This window comes from Psychrosphaera saromensis, assembly GCF_002954545.1.
Lineage (GTDB): Bacteria > Pseudomonadota > Gammaproteobacteria > Enterobacterales > Alteromonadaceae > Psychrosphaera > Psychrosphaera saromensis.
In genome coordinates this window covers 2,770,804-2,786,203 of sequence record NZ_MSCH01000003.1, presented here as the reverse complement: position 1 = coordinate 2,786,203, position 15,400 = coordinate 2,770,804, and the positions used below count along the sequence as shown (strand labels likewise).

Below are 15,400 nucleotides of genomic sequence, written 5' to 3'. Positions count from 1 at the left end.
TAGAAAGCTCACATCGTTAAAAGCTCAGATTGTTCAAAGCTCAGATCGTCAAAAGCTTAGTCTCTTAGCTATGAGTCATAAAAGCAGCAACGAACTTAATAACAAGCACTCAGTGTATATAAATATTTACAAATTCAAATAACTCAATAGTGCATTTAGATTATTAACTCTAAAGAAAATTATGCAAAGTGCGGTCTAAGTAATACATGCGATAAAAGTTAACGGTTCATTTTATAAAGATTTAATGAATAACAACGACACTAAATGAGTATTCAATGAGTATTAAAAATAATAATAATAAATTGCTAAACCAAGAAACACTTTGTATTCATGCTGGAAAAGCCAAAGGCGATCACAAAGGTGCATTAACTACGCCTTTGTATCAAACCTCTACCTTTGTATTTGACAGTGCAGAGCAGGGCGCAGCTCGTTTTGCAGGCGAAGAAGAAGGTTATATTTATACTCGTTTAGGTAATCCAACCACCCGTGAGCTTGAATTAAAAGTGGCGGCGTTAGAAAAAATGGAAGACGCCGCAGCAACCGCAACGGGTATGGCTGCAGTATCTGGCGCGGTATTAAGCTTTGTTGAAGCGGGCGATCATGTGATTGTCTCTCATGCTATTTACGGTTGTTCGTTTGCTTTATTTAGTCATCAATTTAAAAAGTTTGGCATTGATGTCACTTTTGTTGATATGGCAAACAAAGAGGCGTTAACGGCTGCATTAAAACCCAATACCAAATTACTATTTGCAGAAACCCCAATTAATCCAAACTTAGTGGTTTTGGACTTACAAATGATTGGTGATTTTTGCCAACAACATAATATCTTGTCAGTTGTCGATAATACGTTTTTATCTCCAATACTGCAGACGCCTGTGGATTTTGGTATCGACATTATTATTCACAGCGCAACTAAGTTCTTAAACGGTCACGGTGATGTGGTTGCTGGTATTATTGTGTCGTCAAAAGAAAATATAGCGGTTATCAAATCTACCATCTTAAAAGACATTGGCGGGACAATTAGTCCGCACGATGCGTGGTTGATTTTAAGAGGATTAAAAACCTTGTCTATTCGTATGGAAAGACATTGTAAAAGTGCACAAACCGTTGCTGAATATTTGCACCAACATCCTATGGTTAAAGAAGTGTTTTATCCTGGATTACCAAGCCATCAAGGGCACAAGTACTTAAACAATCAAATGCGCGGCGCAGGCGGTGTGATTGGTTTTGAGTTAAATGGTGATGTAAATACAGGGCGCAAGTTTATTAATTCAATGAACTTGTTTTCTTTAGCGGTAAGTCTTGGCGATGCAGAGTCATTAATTCAGCATCCGGCTTCAATGACACACTCGCCATACACGCAAGAAGAGCGTTTGGCTGCTGGCATCAGTGACGGACTTATTCGTGTCTCTATTGGCCTAGAACACACAGATGATATTATTGCTGACCTAGCTCAAGCGTTTGCACACATTGAAAACGTAACAGGTAAGGCTTAAGTAATGAGTAAAGCATCAAGTTACACCTCAAGACAGTCCGACGAAAATGGCAACATTGATTGGAGCGACGACGAGAATAGTATCTGGCAAGAGCTTGTAGAACGTCAGCTTGAGTGTATTAAAGGCAAAGCTTGCGATGAGTTTTTTGTTGGCTTAGATAAGCTTAATTTACCACTGGATAGAATTCCGCAGTTACATGAAGTGAGCAAAGTTTTACTAGAAACAACGGGCTGGCAATGTGCTGAAGTTCCGGCGTTAATTAACTTTGAATCATTTTTCAAATTGTTGGCTGAAAAGAAATTTCCAGTAGCTACCTTTATTCGTACCCGTGAAGAGTTTGATTACTTGCAAGAGCCGGATATATTTCATGAGATCTTTGGCCATTGTGCTATGTTAACCAATCCTGCATTTTCTGAGTTCACTCATAAGTACGGGCAATTAGGCTTGGCTGCAACCAAAGAAGAACGTGTGTATTTAGCCCGTTTATATTGGTTTACGGTAGAATTTGGTTTAATGAAAAAGGGCGACCAACTTAGAATCTACGGTGGCGGTATTTTATCTTCACCTGGCGAGACAGAGTACGCTTTTCGTTCGGATGTTCCAAGCCGAGATAGACTAAATTTAATCGATGTGTTTAGAACGCCTTATCGTATCGACATTATGCAACCTTTGTATTATACGATTGAAGATATTAACGATTTAATGGAATTATCAAAACTAGACTTAATGGCTCATGTAAAAGAAGCCATGGAGTTAGGTCTGTTTCCACCAAGATTTCCCCCCAAGAATGCAGCATGAAAATGAATTAACTGATTTAATTTCAACAAAGTAAGGTATTTATTTTGTTGAAATTATTTGTTTATTATTTCTAAATTTAATAGCTGCCAATTCCGTTCATTTAGGTTTACAATCCTTAGCGTTTAACTATGAATTTCAATTAAGGTCATTGACGATATATGCGTTTACAAATTGCTTGCGAAGACCGAATGGGTCTAGCCAAAGAAGTATTAAATAATTTGGTTGAATATGATATCGATTTAAAAGGTATCGAATTTGATAAAAACTCTCGTTGTTTATATGTCGCTTTTCCTCAAATTGAATTTGAATCATTTCAACGAGTTATGGTCGCTATTAGACGTATCGAAGGCGTCACAGATGTAAAAACAACGAATTCATTGCCTTATGAAAGAGAGCATAATGAGTTAGTGACCTTATTAAGAATTTTACCAGATGGCGTTATCTCAATTGATAACAGAGGTAATATTTTAACGGCCAATCAAGCCTCGTTAGTTGACCTAGGTAGAAGTGAAGATGAAGTCATAGGACAACCATTACAAAGCCTATTAAAAGGCTTTAACTTTGTAAAATGGTTAGAAGGTAAAGAAGTTCTAGCGCAAACATTGAAACTAACGGGGAATAACGAAGAGTTTGTTACCGATGTATTGCCGATTAATGTGACGGATGAAGAGGGCATTGTTCAATTAGTTGGTGCCGTTGTGAATTTAAAATCACACACGCGTTTAGGCCAACAAATTAATGCTTTTAGAGATGACAATAACGAATCTTTTGTCAACATATTAGCCAACAGCACCAGTATGCGACGCGTTATCCGCGAAGCTAAAAAAATGTCTCAACTTGATGCACCAATACTTATCCAAGGTGAAACAGGCACAGGCAAAGAACTTATTGCTAGAGCTTGTCACGATGCTAGCGACCGTTCAGAACATTCATTCTTAGCGCTTAGCTGTGCTTCATTGCCTGATAACGTAGCTGAAAGTGAGTTGTTTGGTTATGGTCCTAATGCATACCCAGGCGCCGACGAAGTTGGCAAACGTGGTATTTTTGAACAAGCAGCTGGCGGCACCGTATTTTTAGATGAAGTCGGTGAAATGTCTACGGAACTACAAACTAAACTTATTCGTTTTTTACAAAACGGCACATTCCGCAGAGTTGCCGATGAAAACGAAGTTCATGTAGATGTAAGAGTTATATGCGCCACGCAAAAAGACTTAGCTAACATGGTACAAGAAGGGCTGTTTAGAGAAGATTTATATTACAGACTCAATGTATTAAGTATTCAAATCCCACCACTGCGTGACCGTAAACAAGATATATTGCCATTGGCTCAACATTTTGTGCAGCGTTTTTCTAATGAATTAGGCAAACCAGCACCGACGATTTCTAAAAACTGCAGTGATTATATTCAAAACTATCCGTGGCCGGGAAATACTCGTCAAATTGAAAACGCGATTTATCGCGCGATAAGCTTACTCGATACCGACATAGTAGAGAAAGAAACGTTAGAGTTACCAACCTATACTAACGAGTTTGGCTATTTAGAAAAAGAATTTGAAGGCACGCTAGATCAAGCGGTTAAACGTTTTGAAGCTGGCTTATTACGTAAGTTATATCCAGCGTATCCAAGTTCAAGATTATTAGCTAAAAAGTTAGGCTTAAGTCATACCGCGATTGCGAATAAATTACGTGAATACGATATTAATAAAAAAAGTATTAAAGTCTAACGTATGAAGTTATTTGGCTACTGGCGCTCGTCTGCCGCTTACAGGGTAAGAATTGCACTCAATTTAAAACAATTGAGTTGTGAACATCAATCTGTGCATTTAGTTAAAAATGGCGGAGAGCAGCACCAGAGTGACTATCAAACATTAAATCCAAATGAATTAGTACCCACCTTAGTCGATGGTGATTTTAAGCTAAATCAATCAATGGCAATACTTGAGTATTTAGAACAAAAGTATCCAGAAACTGCATTGTTACCAAAGACTTTAGAACAACAGATGTTGTGTCGTGCTATTGCGCTTGATATTGCCTGTGAAATTCATCCGTTAAATAATTTAAGAGTTTTGCAGCATCTGGCCGCTGAATTACAGCAAGATGAGCAGGGCAAAGTTGATTGGATGTTACATTGGTTGCAAGTTGGTTTTACTAGTTTAGAAAAAAGTTTAACTACAACCTCTGGTCTGTGCTGCTTTGGCGATAGTCCAACATGGGCTGATATATGTTTAGTGCCGCAAGTTTATAATGCAGAACGCTTTAAATTAGACATGACGCCTTATCCGCAAATTGTCAAAATAGTAAAATATTGTCGTTCATTACCTGCATTTATTGATGCTGCACCAGAAAATCAATATGATGCAGTCCGTTAACGCAAAAAGTTATAGTCATAAAAACAGATTTCCGACGTAACATTATTATGTTACTTTCGTTTGATAAATAGGTTTGGAGTTTCTTAATTGATCAACGTTTTATTAGTAGACGATCACGAATTAGTCAGAACAGGCATTAAACGCATAGTAGATGATGTTCGTGGTTTAAAAGTCGTTGGCGAAGAGTCGACGGGTGAAGCTGCATTCCAATTTTGCCGAGCCAATGAACCAGACGTCGTATTGATGGACATGAATATGCCGGGTATTGGTGGATTAGAAGCCACTAAAAAAATACTGCGTTATTGCCCAGATATCAAAATCATTATTTTGACTGTTCATGCCGAAGACCCTTTCCCATCTAAAGTTATGCAAATAGGCGCCCATGGTTTTTTAACTAAAATGACCGGCCCTGATGAAATGATCTCAGCTATTAAAGCGGTTAATGTTGGCCAGCGCTATATTGCTCCTGACATTGCCCAGCAAATCGCGTTAAATCAATTTAACGGTGTAAAAGACGACAAACCGTTTGAGACCTTATCTGAGCGTGAACTGCAAATTATGCTAATGATCACTAAAGGTGAGAAGGTGCAGAGCATAGCGGATCAACTTAATTTAAGTTCAAAGACGATTAACAGTTATCGATACCGCATGTTTGAAAAACTAAATATTAGTAATGATGTTGAATTAACCCATATGGCAATTCGATACGGAATGTTAGATATGGATAAGCTATAACTTGTCTATTACATTAAAATGAATACACCCTCTTTTGATCACCAATCTTTTTTAAAATCCGTTACGTCTAAACCTGGCGTATACCGAATGTATGATGACTCAAGTACTGTCATCTATGTTGGTAAAGCTAAAAATCTAAAAAACAGATTAGCCAGCTATTTTAGAAAAGAAGTAAACAGTACTAAAACCAAGGCATTAGTAGCGCAAATAGTCACAATTGAAATAACCGTGACTGGCTCAGAAACCGAAGCGCTAATTCTTGAAAATAACTTAATAAAAGAATACCAACCTAAATATAATATTTTATTAAGGGATGATAAGTCCTACCCGTATATCTTAGTAACCGACCATAGGCATCCTAGAATTGCGATGCACCGAGGGGCTAAACGCCATAAGGGCGAATACTTTGGCCCGTTTCCAAGTGCTGGTGCTGTGTGGGAAAGCCTACGCATTATGCAAAAAGTATTTCCGGTTAGACAATGTGAAGACTCCTTTTATAAAGCTCGCTCAAGACCTTGTTTACAACATCAATTAAAACGATGTTTAGCGCCTTGTATTGAAGGTTATGTGACGGATGAAGACTACAACGAGCAAATTAATCTAGTTAAACAATTTTTGTCTGGGAAAAGCCAAGATGTGATCAAACACTTAATTGGCAATATGGAGCGCGCTAGCGAACAATTAAATTTTGAAAATGCCGCTTTATATCGAGATCAAATCTCTACATTGCAAAAAGTGACTGAACAGCAAAATGTAAGCGGTAATATAGAAGAAATAGATGTACTGGCATTTTCCAGTAACAAAGGTCTAGCCTCGGTTCATGTGTTATACATACGAGATCAAAAAGTATTAGGCAGTAAAAACTATTCCCCTAAAGTGCCAACTAATTCTGAACCGAGTGAGATAATTTCCTCCTTCATTATGCAGTTTTACTTAAATGCTATTGGTGGACAGAATATTCCTAAAACCATAGTTGTGCCTGAGTTGACTGAAAATCTTCCTGAGTTAGCCCAAGCAATTGAACTGGTCCGTGGTAGTAAAGTTGAACTTGTTACTGCACAGCGTGGCGAAAAGTATCAGTATTATCAATTAGCGCAAAAAAATGCAGATATAGATTTAGCCACAAAGCTGGCAGATGGCAGAGCCATGAGTTCAAAATACAAAGAATTATCGGAGTTTTTAAAACTACCTAAAATCGAACGTATGGAATGTTTTGATATCAGTCATACCTTTGGTGAGTATCCAATCGCGTCTTGTGTTGTATTTGGTCCAGAAGGACCCGTTAAATCAGAATATCGACGTTATAACGTAAAAGGGGTAAAAGGCGGCGACGATTATGGTGCTATGGCGTTTGCATTAGAGAAACGTTATGCAAAAGTGACAGACGTAAATAAAGTACCAGATATCTTGTTTATTGACGGTGGTAAAGGCCAGCTTAATAAAGCAGAAGCTTTTTTTGCCGATTGGACATTGGAAAAAGCACCCGTAATCGTTGGTATTGCCAAAGGCGAGGGCAGAAAGCCAGGGTTAGAAACGTTATTTATGAATGGCGGTGAAATTGAAGTCCATATGCCAAAGTCGTCTCCAGCATTACATTTAATTCAATTTATTCGTGATGAATCACACCGATTCGCGATAACAGGACACAGAGCAAAGCGTGGTAAAGCTAAAACCACGTCAATATTACAAGATATTCCGGGTATTGGCGCTAAACGCCGTCAAATGTTGTTAAAAAACTTTGGCGGGTTACAAGGCTTGAAAGCGGCGAAATCTGAACAAATTGCTAAGGTTTCCGGAATTAGTAAACAATTAGCGTTAGAAATACATGCTTTCTTGCATGATAAAGATTAAATAGGCATCATTCGTCCAGTATTTATAATTATAAGTAGTTTTAATTTATGTGGAATATCCCAAACATACTCACCTCATTTCGAATCTTTTTAATTCCAGTTATGGTTTATTTCTATTATTTACCTGTAGAAATATACCCTTGGAAGTACTTTGTCACCTTTGCTGTATTTTGGGTTGCATCAATAACCGACGCGTTAGATGGGTATTTAGCTCGTAAGTTAGACCAATCAACCCCGTTTGGCGCTTTCTTCGACCCAGTAGCTGATAAAGTAATGGTGGCGGTTGCCTTTATCGTTGTTGTTGATGATTATTCAAATCCTTGGGTAACAATACCGGCCATTATTATTGTTGGTCGAGAATTAGCGGTTTCTGCATTACGTGAATGGATGGCAGAAATGGGAAATCGAGCAGGTGTTGCCGTTAGTACCGTGGGTAAATATAAAACGGCCGTACAAATGTTAGCCTTAATGGGATTATTGTGGCGTCCAAATGAATATTGGGTATTTGAAGGTTGGTTATTGGGTCCAATGTTGGATGTTGCAACTTATGTGTTCTTATATTCGGCGACTGCATTAACAATTTGGTCACTATTAATTTATTTTAAAGCGGCTTGGCCATATATTTCTGATAAAAAAGACTGATTTTTAACCTTAAAAGCTAAAAAATCATCAAACAGTATGAAAATGTCATTTTTATTTAAATTTGATGTTGACTCCCAAAGGTAGAAAGGTAGAATGCCCCTCGTTGTCTGAGAGGACAAACAGAAATCAAGATTTGCGAGTATAGCTCAGCTGGTAGAGCGATACCTTGCCAAGGTATAGGTCACGAGTTCGAGCCTCGTTACTCGCTCCAAATTTTTGATTGGTTTATAAGGTATGGCTACTTTGTAAATCATCAAGTAAGGCGGGTTGGCAGAGTGGCTATGCAGCGGATTGCAAATCCGTGGACCTCGGTTCGACTCCGGGACCCGCCTCCAAGATTTCTGGTAGTAAAAAAGTGTTTGCCCGGGTGGTGGAATCGGTAGACACAAGGGATTTAAAATCCCTCGCTCAACAGGGCGTGACGGTTCAAGTCCGTCTCCGGGCACCAATTTGCGAGTATAGCTCAGCTGGTAGAGCGATACCTTGCCAAGGTATAGGTCACGAGTTCGAGCCTCGTTACTCGCTCCAAATTTTATTTGGAATTGGTCAAACTTGAGAACATAGAAACAAATTGCATTATTGCGAGTATAGCTCAGCTGGTAGAGCGATACCTTGCCAAGGTATAGGTCACGAGTTCGAGCCTCGTTACTCGCTCCAAATTTATTTGGAAAGTTGGTTCAACGATACCAACTATAAAAAACTTCCTGCTAGCCCGGGTGGTGGAATCGGTAGACACAAGGGATTTAAAATCCCTCGCTCAACAGGGCGTGACGGTTCAAGTCCGTCTCCGGGCACCATTTTCCAGGAGAAGAAAACTTAATAACAACATACCAGTAGTTATTAATATGTGATGCGAGTATAGCTCAGCTGGTAGAGCGATACCTTGCCAAGGTATAGGTCACGAGTTCGAGCCTCGTTACTCGCTCCAAACTTCCGTTTACCTCTTCTAGTATTAAGATCAAAGCCAATATCATTTATTCCAACTAATATTAAAAAATCCTAATTCTTTTAGCTTCAATCATCATTTTATTTCAAATACCCTAATAAATTCCCAGAATAAATCAAAAACAAAATTGTTATATCTGTATAATGTGCGCAAAGCAAAGCTTTGAATAATGCCACTGGTATAATCAAAGCCGATTATAACAATAATACCAATTGAACTAATCAATGCATTAATACAATTGGTATAAGATAAATTACGTTTTACGGAACCCTAATGAGCCAAATAAACCTAGTTGAGATCACAACTGAATACATCGAACTGAACAAATTTCTTAAGTTTGAAAATTTAGTTGAAAGTGGCGGTCATGCCAAACTTGTTATTGCAGACGGACAAGTACGTTTAAATGGCAAAGTTGTTGTACAAACGCGCAGAAAAGTAAGAGACGGCGACATAGTGACTCTTGCAGGCGAGCAATATCAGATTGTAGTTGTAGAAAAATAGAACAACGCCTTGTTAAATCGGCTGTGTTTAAAAATAATGACACATTTAGATTTAAATTTTTGTCAAAATAGATTAATTTAACGACCTATTATTTATAGAGAATATCAGTAACCAAGCGTGTTTATTACTGATGTTTTTAGGTTAGTATAATTTTAAGTTAGAACATTAAAGAAGAGATTAAGATGGGCAGAGCATACCAAAACCGTAAAGATTCAATGGCCAAAACGGCTAATGCAAAAACAAAAGTGTATTCTAAATATGGTAAAGAAATTTACGTTGTTGCTAAAAACGGTGGTAGTGATCCAGACGGAAATTTAGCATTACGTAGCTTAATGGACCGTGCTAAAAAAGATCAGGTTCCTGCTCATGTTATCAAAAACGCATTAGATAAAGCGGCTGGCGGCGGCGGTGAAGATTATTCACCAGCACGTTATGAAGGTTTTGGACCTGGCAGCTGTATGGTGATTGTGGATTGTCTAACTGACAACAACAACCGTACTATCATGGAAGTACGTAACTGTTTTACTAAAACGCATTCAAAAATTGGTGCGCAAGGTTCAGCTGCTCACATGTTTGATCATTTAGCTGTGTTTGTATTTGACGGTGATGATGACGAGGCAGTTTTAGAAGCGCTAATGATGGCTGACGTAGACGTAACAGACGTTGAAGTAGAAGATGGCAAGATTTCAGTTTACGCACCACACACTGAGTTCTACAACGTAAAAACAGCACTTCAAGCAGAATATAAAGATATTGAGTTTGACGTAGAAGACATTTCTTGGGTACCAACAACAATGACAACGCTTACAGGCGATGATGTGGTTGTATTTGAAAAATTCATGGATATGTTAAACGACTGTGAAGACGTTCAAGAAGTTTATCATAACGCAGAATTTGAAGATTAATCTAAGGTCTGTCGATCTTAATTGTAAAAGCCGATACTCAAGTATCGGTTTTTTTATGTCTAAAATTTTCTTATTGAGGTAATGGACAAACATAATGTCTAAGCCAAGAGCTAAAGCACCAACTAAATCTGTCACCGTCTACTGCAACAAATGCAGAGAGAGGCTATTACAGTACAAAAAGGGCGGTAATGGTTCATTGGTTAAATGTTTTATAGAACGTATTAGTAAAAACTATACAGAAACGCTAGGTATATGCCCAAATTGTGAAACTCAGTTTGGTCGGGAAACTATGATACGCGGCGTACCAGCCATTAAAATAATTGGTGGTAAAGTGTTAGTGAAATAGGCAATGAATTAGAAGCCTGAGAACTAAAAGGGAGTTGAAAGTCAGCTTATTTTGTTGGTAAATAAGATATATGTAAGTTTTTTGACCTTGTATCAAATGATTTATTGACTTATTACTCTAATTTCTAGTTTAATAGCGTCCGTAATAATTAACTTAATTATTGCAAAGCTATATTTTTATAAACATTGCTTTATATATTAATAATATAGCCGCAGTTCATATATTGAACTGCACCGGAAGAGGAGCGTTAGTCAGGTAGTTAATCCGAGAAACTCAAATTTCAACGACGATTAATGATGGGAGCTAACGCCGAGGAAGGTTTAACTTTGAGAATTAAACTTTCCGACTGTTTGGGCTGAATCCCTACAGTTGTCACCTAAGTGTTAATAACCCGCATTGTTAAAATGCATGTTACTAAGGTGGAGAGCTTCTGGCATGTAAAGTTTTCTTTTTCATTTATCTAATTAGATAGAGTATAAGTCAGTCCTATGTATGCCGTGTTCCCCTTAATAGTTACTCAAAATATATTAAGGAAAGACTTAAATGTCTCCAATAAATAGTTCTACAATCGTTGCTAAGTTCGGCGGTACCAGTGTTGCTAACTTTGAAGCAATGAGTCGTTGTGCCCAAATTATCTTAAATAACCCAGAAATACGTTTAGTTGTTGTTTCAGCCTCAGCGGGTGTCACTAACTTACTGGTTAAATTAGGTAATGAAGTATTAAGCGCAAACGAAAAAGAAAGCGTACTACAACAAATTCGTAATATTCAAAATTCGATTTTAAATGATCTCGGCCGTCCAGTTAAAGCACAAGATGTTATTAGCCAGTTAATAGAACAACTTGCTGAGATTGCATTACATCCACTGTTAATCACCTCTACTAAGCTAAAAGATGAGTTACTTTCGTTTGGCGAACGCATGTCGAGCGTATTATTTGCAGAAGTAATAAATAAAATTTCAGGTCAGGCGAGTGCAGTTGCATTTGACGGCCGTCAGGTATTAAAAACAGATTCTTCTTTTGCTAAAGCAGAGCCTCAGTTAGAAGCCACAAGAAAACAAGCTAACTCTTTATTAAAGCCTCTTTTAAAAAATAAAGTTGTTATTACCCAGGGCTTTATTGGTCAGGATAACTTTGGCAATACCACAACCTTAGGTCGTGGTGGTTCAGATTACAGCGCTGCCTTGTTTGCAGAAGCTGTGGATGCGTTTGCATTGCAAATTTGGACGGATGTTACGGGCATTTATACAACCGATCCTCGTATTACAGACAAAGCTCGTCCAATTAAAGAAATTAGTTTTGATGAAGCCGCTGAAATGGCAACGTTTGGTGCAAAAATTTTACATCCTGCGACACTTATTCCTGCAATAAGAAGTGGCGTTAAAGTGTTTGTCGGTTCTAGTTTAGAACCAGATGCTGGCGGTACTTGGATTTCAAAAGAAGTGGACTATCGCCCAGCTTATAGAGCGGTTGCACTTAGAAATGAACAAACCTTATTAACCGTTAAAAGTCCTGAAATGCTGCATGCAACAGGTTTCTTAGCTCGTGTATTTGCTATTTTAGCCAAGCATAAATTGTCGGTTGATTTGATCACTACTTCAGAAATATCAGTTGCGTTGACCATTGATAACCCCGCAAATACACCCATTGCCGGTTTAGTTGCAGCTTGTGTAAAAGACTTAAGTTCATTTTGTGATGTTAATGTTGAGTCTGAATTAGCTTTGGTTGCCGTTATTGGTAATCATGTTGAGCACAATGACGGCAAACAAGGTGGAGCAGGACGTATATTCTCTTCGCTTGAAGACGATCAGCTACGTTTGATTTGCCACGGTGCAAGTGAACACAACGTTTGTTTCTTAGTGAAACAAGAAAACGCCAAGGACATAGTTCGTCAAATTCACGACGACTTGTTTTCAGTTTAAACTTTAAATTCATTTAATTTTTGTTATTTAATTTCTAGTTATATAGTGACTGTAAATAAGGAACTACTATGGTTGTTGTTGAAAAAGATTTAGTCACGTTAAATCAGGATATTGCTGGTCAAGAGATCGGCATTCCTGTTTATCGCATCTTCTATAAACAAAGAAGTGATAAACAAAGCTTTGATAAAAAAACCGCTAATAAAGATAATGCTAACAAAGATGCTCTTTATGATCTAAGTCAGGTTAAATCTACGTCTAAAAAACAGCTTCCTAAAGTCTATATTCAAAGCGCCGTACATGCTGCAGAAATGCAGGGTAGTGCAGTAATATTTAAGTTAATAGAGCAATTAAAAAACTTAACCCTTCATGCCGAATTTACCTTAGTGCCAAACTGTAATCCATTTGGCCGAACTCAGCGTGCTGGGGAATATTTGCAAGGCAGATATGACGCCACCACAGGCAACAACTGGAATCGCTTTTATCATTACGAGCCAAGCGATGTGGTTGAGTTTGTTGAAACGCTTACGGAACAGCAAATAAGCCTGATAGAAAACGGCTCTGAGTCAGAATTGGTGTTGGCTTTTAAATCGTTTTTAAAATATAAATTTGGTTTAAAACTAGATCAAGATTGGGGCGTTAACACAGCTCAGTTTTTAAATACGACCTTGCAAGAAATTGCCGTAGATGCAGACATTGTATTAGATCTACATACCGGACCTGCTTCTACTCATCACATATACAGCCCGGAGTTTTTAACACAAAGTGCTCATGCGTTTAATTTTGAAAATATAATCTCAATTCCTACCACATTTGCAGGCGCATTAGATGAAGCCAGTTTTACCCCTTGGGTGTACTTAGCTGAGTTATTAAAACAAAAAGGCATTACGCTTAATTATAAAGTAAATGCCTTTACCATAGAGTTAGGCTCGCAAGAGAATATTTGTTTAACTCAAGCTCAAAGCGACAGCGGTGGCATTTTAAATTACTTACAAGCTAACAACTTAATTGATGGTTTTGTTGGTGTAACGCCAGTTGAAGTGACAACCACTTTATTAAAAAACTATAAAACCTTGTTTTCTAAACATGCAGGTATGGTTGAGTACTTAGCTAAGCCAGGTGACAAAGTGAATAAAGGACAAGTGATAGCAAGAGTATTAAACTCGTTAGAGTTTGATACAAAACATGCTGTGGTTGATGTTACCGCACCAGAATCTGGCACCATTATTCTGCATTATCCTTCCGCCGCCGTACAAGTGGGCACTCAATTATTTAAAATTGCGGTTAGTTAATAGCTAACCCCTTATAACTAAAACAAGCTATTGGGATTAGCCTTTTCCTCTGCAAAAAGGTTAAGGTTATTAATGGTTGTAACGGCTATTTGCTCTAACGCTTCAGCAGTAAAAAAGCCTTGGTGTCCTGTGATTATAACGTTTGGAAAACTCAACAATCGTTGTAAAACATCATCTTGGATTATTGAACTGGAATGATCTTCAAAAAACAACTCACTCTCTTGTTCATATACATCTAGCGCTAAGTTACCAATTTGTCCTGATTTCAAATTTGTGATCAAGCTCTGAGTATCAACAAGTCCGCCTCGGCTCGTATTTATGATCATAACGCCTGTTTTCATAGTGGCGATAGAGGCATCATTTAGAAGGTGATGAGATTCTTTAGTTAATGGACAATGCAAACTAACGATATCGGATGTAGTTAATAGGGTATTAAGTTCAGTGTATTCAAAGCCGATAGACTCTGCCATTTTACTATTTTCAAATGGGTCGTATGCAATAACGTGAGCACCAAAGCCTTTCATTATTCTTGCGGTAGCAAGGCCGATATTTCCGGTGCCAATAATACCTACTGTTTTACCATAAATATTAAACCCCATTAGACCGGATAAACTAAAGTTGCCTTCTTTGGTTCTGTTGTATGCTTTATGTATGCGCCTGTTAAGTGTCATCATAAGCGCAACGGTATGCTCAGCAACCGCCTCAGGACTGTAAGAGGGCACGCGAGCACAACGAATGCCTAATTCTTTACACGCGGTTAAGTCTAAGTTATTAAACCCAGCACAACGTAAAACTATGTATTTAACACCCAGTGACTTTAATTGTGTTAATACCTCACGATTAAGCTCGTCATTAACAAACACACAAATGGCATCAAAACCAGCGGCTAATTTTACCGTGTCTATTGTTAATCGACTTTCAAAAAAGTGCAGACTTATCTGTTCTGGCACGACCGCCGTTAAACTTGTTTTGTCATAACTTTTGGCACTGAAAACCGCTAAATTTATTTGTTTCATGCTTAACACTTCATCCGTTTTGTTTTTAACTTTTATATAGATAGTGTATTTGATTTTTTTGCCAGTGATTAGATTTAAATCAATTGTATGGGGGTAATTGTTTTATTTAATAGCTGGATTATTAACTAGGTTTTAGAAAAGTATTCTTTTATAAAAACAATTGATAGAGATGTTTGAATCGGGAATAAAAGCAAAACAGAGCGGCTGTACATTTATTTATACTTAAAATCGTTGTTATAAATATTTTAAATTATATTTAACAACACTGTTTTTATCCTCAATTGAAGTGGAGTTTCCTAGGTAGTTAGTAAAAAGAGGAAAGTTTCCTGTTTTTCTGCCAATGTACTTTGTGGATAACTAGATAAATAAAAGCACTGGCAAACAGTTATGAGTTTTGCTATTAATATGGCAAGAAGAAAAAGGGGAAGTGTTTTGTCAGAAACTTAGGCAATTGTCCTCTGATTAAATTGTTATGTGGTTCTTGAATTATGGATGTTGTAATTGAGTATGGAGTTTTACTTTTAGGGGTAATATCAATACCTATAGCAATGATTTATCTTTTTAAATATTTATCGTCTAAAGACTCA

Annotated in this window: 13 protein-coding genes, 7 tRNA genes and 1 riboswitch; of the genes, 19 read left to right on the top strand and 1 reads right to left on the bottom strand. The window is 37.6% G+C overall.

What is annotated here, in order from left to right; genetic code table 11:
- Positions 1 to 275 precede the first annotated feature (275 nt).
- The 19 genes from megL to BTO11_RS12585 all read left to right on the top strand — a co-directional run bounded on the left by megL (position 276) and on the right by BTO11_RS12585 (position 13,797).
- Positions 276 to 1,496: a methionine gamma-lyase gene (gene megL / locus BTO11_RS12675; protein ID WP_181135901.1), complete on the top strand. Its 1,221-nt coding sequence runs from the start codon at positions 276 to 278 to the stop codon at positions 1,494 to 1,496.
- A 3-nt stretch (positions 1,497 to 1,499) separates the two neighbouring features.
- Entirely contained in the window at positions 1,500 to 2,294 is a 795-nt protein-coding gene (gene phhA, locus BTO11_RS12670; RefSeq protein ID WP_105052942.1) for a phenylalanine 4-monooxygenase, read from the top strand.
- Between the two features lie 158 nt (positions 2,295 to 2,452).
- The gene (gene tyrR / locus BTO11_RS12665; protein WP_105052941.1) at positions 2,453 to 4,018 is read left to right on the top strand and encodes a transcriptional regulator TyrR; all 1,566 of its coding nucleotides are present in this window, start codon (positions 2,453 to 2,455) and stop codon (positions 4,016 to 4,018) included.
- Positions 4,019 to 4,021: 3 nt separating this feature from the next.
- Positions 4,022 to 4,663, top strand: coding sequence for a maleylacetoacetate isomerase (maiA, locus tag BTO11_RS12660; RefSeq protein ID WP_105052940.1), 642 nt, complete (start codon positions 4,022 to 4,024; stop codon positions 4,661 to 4,663).
- A gap of 87 nt (positions 4,664 to 4,750) precedes the next feature.
- Positions 4,751 to 5,398 (top strand): UvrY/SirA/GacA family response regulator transcription factor, encoded by a 648-nt coding sequence (gene uvrY, locus BTO11_RS12655; protein ID WP_105052939.1) that lies wholly within the window; start codon positions 4,751 to 4,753, stop codon positions 5,396 to 5,398.
- An 18-nt stretch (positions 5,399 to 5,416) separates the two neighbouring features.
- Entirely contained in the window at positions 5,417 to 7,249 is a 1,833-nt protein-coding gene (gene uvrC, locus BTO11_RS12650; protein WP_105052938.1) for an excinuclease ABC subunit UvrC, read from the top strand.
- Between the two features lie 47 nt (positions 7,250 to 7,296).
- Complete coding sequence (pgsA, locus tag BTO11_RS12645) at positions 7,297 to 7,890, top strand: CDP-diacylglycerol--glycerol-3-phosphate 3-phosphatidyltransferase (protein ID WP_105052937.1); 594 nt, start codon at positions 7,297 to 7,299, stop codon at positions 7,888 to 7,890.
- A gap of 135 nt (positions 7,891 to 8,025) precedes the next feature.
- Positions 8,026 to 8,101 (top strand) — tRNA-Gly (locus BTO11_RS12640).
- A gap of 50 nt (positions 8,102 to 8,151) precedes the next feature.
- Positions 8,152 to 8,225, top strand: a tRNA-Cys gene (locus BTO11_RS12635).
- Between the two features lie 26 nt (positions 8,226 to 8,251).
- Positions 8,252 to 8,338 (top strand) — tRNA-Leu (locus BTO11_RS12630).
- A 4-nt stretch (positions 8,339 to 8,342) separates the two neighbouring features.
- Positions 8,343 to 8,418, top strand: a tRNA-Gly gene (locus BTO11_RS12625).
- A gap of 53 nt (positions 8,419 to 8,471) precedes the next feature.
- Positions 8,472 to 8,547, top strand: a tRNA-Gly gene (locus BTO11_RS12620).
- Between the two features lie 53 nt (positions 8,548 to 8,600).
- Positions 8,601 to 8,687 (top strand) — tRNA-Leu (locus tag BTO11_RS12615).
- 55 nt (positions 8,688 to 8,742) lie between these two features.
- Positions 8,743 to 8,818: transfer RNA gene (locus BTO11_RS12610), tRNA-Gly, on the top strand.
- Positions 8,819 to 9,109: 291 nt separating this feature from the next.
- On the top strand, positions 9,110 to 9,337 hold the full coding sequence (locus BTO11_RS12605) for an RNA-binding S4 domain-containing protein (RefSeq protein WP_219846470.1): 228 nt from the start codon (positions 9,110 to 9,112) through the stop codon (positions 9,335 to 9,337).
- Between the two features lie 182 nt (positions 9,338 to 9,519).
- A complete protein-coding gene (locus BTO11_RS12600) occupies positions 9,520 to 10,242 on the top strand; it encodes a YebC/PmpR family DNA-binding transcriptional regulator (protein ID WP_105052936.1) in 723 nt (240 codons plus the stop codon).
- A 94-nt stretch (positions 10,243 to 10,336) separates the two neighbouring features.
- Positions 10,337 to 10,588: a hypothetical protein gene (locus tag BTO11_RS12595; RefSeq protein WP_105052935.1), complete on the top strand. Its 252-nt coding sequence runs from the start codon at positions 10,337 to 10,339 to the stop codon at positions 10,586 to 10,588.
- 229 nt (positions 10,589 to 10,817) lie between these two features.
- Positions 10,818 to 11,026: riboswitch (Lysine riboswitch) on the top strand.
- A gap of 105 nt (positions 11,027 to 11,131) precedes the next feature.
- Entirely contained in the window at positions 11,132 to 12,508 is a 1,377-nt protein-coding gene (lysC, locus tag BTO11_RS12590; protein ID WP_105052934.1) for a lysine-sensitive aspartokinase 3, read from the top strand.
- A 68-nt stretch (positions 12,509 to 12,576) separates the two neighbouring features.
- Positions 12,577 to 13,797 carry a biotin/lipoyl-containing protein gene (locus BTO11_RS12585; protein WP_105052933.1) on the top strand — a complete coding sequence of 407 codons (1,221 nt, stop codon included), beginning with the start codon at positions 12,577 to 12,579 and terminating at the stop codon, positions 13,795 to 13,797.
- Positions 13,798 to 13,814: 17 nt separating this feature from the next.
- Here the strand turns inward: BTO11_RS12585 and BTO11_RS12580 are convergent, their stop codons facing one another.
- Positions 13,815 to 14,804: a 2-hydroxyacid dehydrogenase gene (locus BTO11_RS12580; RefSeq protein ID WP_181135959.1), complete on the bottom strand. Its 990-nt coding sequence runs from the start codon at positions 14,802 to 14,804 to the stop codon at positions 13,815 to 13,817.
- Between the last annotated feature and the right edge of the window lie 596 nt (positions 14,805 to 15,400).

What these genes read in the sequence shown, in the direction of transcription:
- BTO11_RS12600 (WP_105052936.1), top strand. Translation starts at nt 9,520, where the DNA reads ATGGGCAGAGCATACCAAAACCGTAAAGATTCAATGGCCAAAACGGCT.
- pgsA (WP_105052937.1), top strand. Translation starts at nt 7,297, where the DNA reads ATGTGGAATATCCCAAACATACTCACCTCATTTCGAATCTTTTTAATT.
- maiA (WP_105052940.1), top strand. Translation starts at nt 4,022, where the DNA reads ATGAAGTTATTTGGCTACTGGCGCTCGTCTGCCGCTTACAGGGTAAGA.
- tyrR (WP_105052941.1), top strand. Translation starts at nt 2,453, where the DNA reads ATGCGTTTACAAATTGCTTGCGAAGACCGAATGGGTCTAGCCAAAGAA.
- BTO11_RS12585 (WP_105052933.1), top strand. Translation starts at nt 12,577, where the DNA reads ATGGTTGTTGTTGAAAAAGATTTAGTCACGTTAAATCAGGATATTGCT.
- phhA (WP_105052942.1), top strand. Translation starts at nt 1,500, where the DNA reads ATGAGTAAAGCATCAAGTTACACCTCAAGACAGTCCGACGAAAATGGC.
- megL (WP_181135901.1), top strand. Translation starts at nt 276, where the DNA reads ATGAGTATTAAAAATAATAATAATAAATTGCTAAACCAAGAAACACTT.
- uvrC (WP_105052938.1), top strand. Translation starts at nt 5,417, where the DNA reads ATGAATACACCCTCTTTTGATCACCAATCTTTTTTAAAATCCGTTACG.
- lysC (WP_105052934.1), top strand. Translation starts at nt 11,132, where the DNA reads ATGTCTCCAATAAATAGTTCTACAATCGTTGCTAAGTTCGGCGGTACC.
- BTO11_RS12595 (WP_105052935.1), top strand. Translation starts at nt 10,337, where the DNA reads ATGTCTAAGCCAAGAGCTAAAGCACCAACTAAATCTGTCACCGTCTAC.
- BTO11_RS12605 (WP_219846470.1), top strand. Translation starts at nt 9,110, where the DNA reads ATGAGCCAAATAAACCTAGTTGAGATCACAACTGAATACATCGAACTG.